Raw genomic sequence first — 3,473 nt, forward strand, 5'->3', positions numbered from 1 at the left:
GGGTGGGCGGGGTGGTCGGCGCCGAGGGGGTGGGCCCGAGCGGCGGGGGCGGGGGCTTGGAGCGGCCGCCGCGGCGGCGCTCGATCAGCGCCACGGCGCCCGGCGGCAGCCAGGCGGAGGCCGAGCCGCTGTCGTCCCCGGCGGAGAAGAGGTGCGGGGCGAGCCGCGCCTGCAGGTCGGCGGGGCTGGGCCGCTCGTCGGCGGCGTGCCGCATGCAGGACTCGATCAGCGGGTGCAGCTCGTCGGGGAGCCCGTCGAGGTCGGGGTTCTCCCGCAGCAGCATGAAGACCGTCTCGACGGGGTTGGCGCCGTGGTACGGCGGGTGCCCGGTGGCGGCGAAGACGAGGGTGGAGGCGAGCGAGAAGACGTCGCTGGCGCCGGTGACGCCGCGGGAGTCGCGCGCCTGCTCCGGCGACATGTAGGCGGGGGTGCCGACCGCGACGTTGGTCATGGTCAGCCGCTGGTTGGAGACGCCGGAGGCGATGCCGAAGTCGATGACGCGCGGCCCGTCCTCGACGACGAGGACGTTCGAGGGCTTGAGGTCGCGGTGGACCAGGCCGGCGCTGTGGATGGAGTGGAGGGCCTCCGCGATGCCGGCGGCGAGCCAGCGGACCGCCTGCGGCGGGAGCGGGCCGCACTCGTTGACGATCTCCTCCAGCGAGGGCGCCGGCACGTAGGCGGTGGCGAGCCACGGCACGGCGGCGCGGGGGTCGGCGTCGACGACCGCCGCGGTGTAGAAGCCGCTGACGGCGCGCGCCGCCTCGACCTCGCGGGTGAAGCGGACCCGGAAGAGCTGGTCCTCGGCGAGCTCGGTGCGCACGGTCTTGATCGCGACCCGGCGGCCGGACGCCGAGCGGGCGAGGTAGACCAGGCCCATGCCGCCCGACCCGAGCCGCCCGAGCACCTCGAACGGCCCGATCCGACGCGGATCGTGCTGCGTCAGCGGGTCCACCATGTCTGCCACCTCCCCGTCGGCCTTCCCTCGCCCTGTTGAAGCATCTCACTACGCACCGGGCGTCGCGGTCCAGTCGGGCGCCGACCGATGGTGATTCTTCCTGGCGGCACCGACAGTCCGGCACCGGGGTGCGCCCGGCTCGCGGCCCCGGACCGGGCGCCGGGGGGCGACTCCCCGCCGAGACGGCGGGCCTCGCCCACCCGACCCCAGGAAACCGACAAACCCGTTCGGATGCTGCCGAATCGCGCAAACATGACATATAGCTACGCTGACGGTATGACAGGAAATGTGACGACTGTGGACGGCCGGGTGGCCGGGCGACGCGGGCAGGCGACGCGGCAGAAGCTGTTGGACTGCCTGGGCAAGATGCTCGGCTCGGCGCCCTACCGGGACGTCCGGGTCATCGATGTGGCGCGCCAGGCCGGCACCTCACCGGCGACGTTCTACCAGTACTTCCCCGACATCGAGGCGGCCGTGCTGGAGCTGGCCTCGGAGGCGGTGCAGGAGAGCGGCGAGCTGTCCGCGCTCGTCTCCGGACGTTCCTGGGCCGGCAAGGCGGGCAAGCAGGCGTCCGAGGAGCTGGTGGACGGCGTCCAGTCCTTCTGGCGCCGCCACGAGGCGATCCTCCGCGTCATCGACGTCAGCGCCGCCGAGGGCGACCGCCGGTTCGTGCGCCTGAGGGGCCGGGTCCTGGGGGCGCTCATCAAACCGCTGGCGGAGTCGCTGGAGGAGATGCGCAGCAAGAGCCGCGCCACCGGCGAGCCGCCGGCGACCGCCGTGGCGGCCTCCCTGGTGACCATGGTCTGCGGCGCCACCGCGCAGACCAAGAGCCTCCAGACGGCCGGCGCCAAGCAGGCCGAGATGAAGCCGACGCTGGCCGCACTGGTGCAGCTGGGCATGACCGGGCGCCGGCCGACGAAGTAGGCCGGGCGACCACCACCCGGCCCTGTCACCGGGGGCACCGCGCGCGGCGCCGGCACCGGCCTGTCGCGCCGGTGCCGTCCGCGCCCCGGCGCCCGGCGCCGCACGGACGCCGTCCCGTGACTGCCCGTCATCTCGGTTCGTCCGTCGCGTGGGTGACGGCCGATCACCTCTGCCGCGGGGCCCGCGTGCGCCAAGGGCGCGCGGGTGGGCGCACGGCAGCGCGACCGGGCCGGCGAACGCCCCCTCCTGGCGGCCGAACCGCGTGCGTATCCTCGTGCCCATGCCGACAGCCGACATATCCCCGGTCCATGTCATAGGCGGCGGACCGGCAGGGCTCGCGACCGCCGCCGCACTCAAGAACCGCGGTGTGCGCGCCGTCGTGCTGGAACGCGGCAGCGATGTCGGCTCCTCCTGGCGCCACCACTACGAACGCCTCCGGCTGCACACCACGCGCCGCTGGTCGGCACTGCCGGGGCTGCCGATCCCGCGCTCCGCCGGGCGCTGGGTCTCCCGCGACGACTTCGTCGCCTACCTGGAGCGGTACGCCCGCCACCACCGGCTGGAGCTGGCGGCCGGCGTGGCCGTCTCCCGTGTGGAGGCCGACGAGGCGGGCGGCTGGCGGCTCACCGCCAACGGCGGCCGGGTCCTGCACGCCTCGGCCGTCGTCGTGGCGACCGGCAACAGCCACACCCCGCGCCTCCCCGAATGGCCGGGGCAGGCCGACTGGAGCGGCACGGTGCTGCACGCCGCCGACTACCGCGACGCCGAACCCTTCCGCGACCGGGACGTACTGGTGGTGGGCATCGGCAACACGGGCGCGGACATCGCCGTCGAACTCGCCGCCCAGGGCGCCGCCCGGGTCCGGCTCGCGGTCCGCACCTCACCGCACATCATGCGGCGCTCCACCCTCGGCTGGCCCGCCCAGGCCGGCGGGGTGCTGACCCGGCGGCTGCCGCTGCCCGTCGCCGACCGGCTGGCCCGGCCGATCGCCCGGACGGTGCCGAAGCACGGCCTGCCCAGCCCGGCGGAAGGGCTCCACACCCGCGCCCGCGGCGGCTCCATACCGGTGATCGACACCGGGCTGGTCCGCGCCGTCCGGCGCCGGAAGGTGGAGATCGTCGGCGCCCCCGTCTCCTTCACCGCCGACGCGGTCCGACTGGCCGACGGCGAGGAGATCACCCCGGACACCGTGATAGCGGCGACCGGCTACCGGACGGGGCTGGAGGAGCTGGTCGGCCATCTCGGCGTGCTGAACGAGGACGGCAGGCCCCTGGTCCACGGGGCGCGCACCCACGCGGCCGCCCCGGGGCTGCGGTTCACCGGATACACCAACCCGATCAGCGGGATGCTCCGCGAGATCGGCCGCGACGCACCGAGAGTCGCGGACGCGGTGGCCGCCGAACTCGCCGAGGCCAGGCTCGCCGCCGAGCGCGCCGCGGCACCCGAACCCGCACGCCGCCGTCGCGGACGCGGCCGCCGCACGGCGGACGCCGCCCAGGCGCCGGCCGCACCGGCGGAACCGGAGTCCGCCGGCTGACACCGCGACGCCGGGCGGACGGGACGGGCACCGGTGGAACCGAGGCCGGCCCTGGCC

3 protein-coding genes are annotated in these 3,473 nt (G+C 75.6%); 2 read left to right on the forward strand and 1 reads right to left on the reverse strand.

Annotated features, from left to right (window positions below):
* The coding region (locus tag HCN56_RS24530; protein ID WP_245246989.1) for a serine/threonine-protein kinase at positions 1-955 on the reverse strand (955 nt) is incomplete at its 3' end.
* 276 nt (positions 956-1,231) lie between these two features.
* On the opposite strand from HCN56_RS24530, the gene HCN56_RS24535 reads away from it, so the two are divergent.
* Positions 1,232-1,879, forward strand: a complete 648-nt coding sequence (locus HCN56_RS24535; protein ID WP_167974689.1) for a TetR family transcriptional regulator — start codon at positions 1,232-1,234, stop codon at positions 1,877-1,879.
* A 280-nt stretch (positions 1,880-2,159) separates the two neighbouring features.
* On the forward strand, positions 2,160-3,416 hold the full coding sequence (locus tag HCN56_RS24540) for a flavin-containing monooxygenase (protein WP_167974691.1): 1,257 nt from the start codon (positions 2,160-2,162) through the stop codon (positions 3,414-3,416).
* Positions 3,417-3,473 lie beyond the last annotated feature (57 nt).

Origin of the sequence: Streptomyces lonarensis (genome assembly GCF_012033735.1) — a bacterium.
In the GTDB taxonomy this organism is placed as follows: domain Bacteria; phylum Actinomycetota; class Actinomycetes; order Streptomycetales; family Streptomycetaceae; genus Streptomyces; species Streptomyces lonarensis.

Excerpts from the sequence above, each read along its gene's own strand:
- HCN56_RS24540 (WP_167974691.1), top strand. The coding sequence starts at position 2,160 with ATGCCGACAGCCGACATATCCCCGGTCCATGTCATAGGCGGCGGACCG.
- HCN56_RS24535 (WP_167974689.1), top strand. The coding sequence starts at position 1,232 with ATGACAGGAAATGTGACGACTGTGGACGGCCGGGTGGCCGGGCGACGC.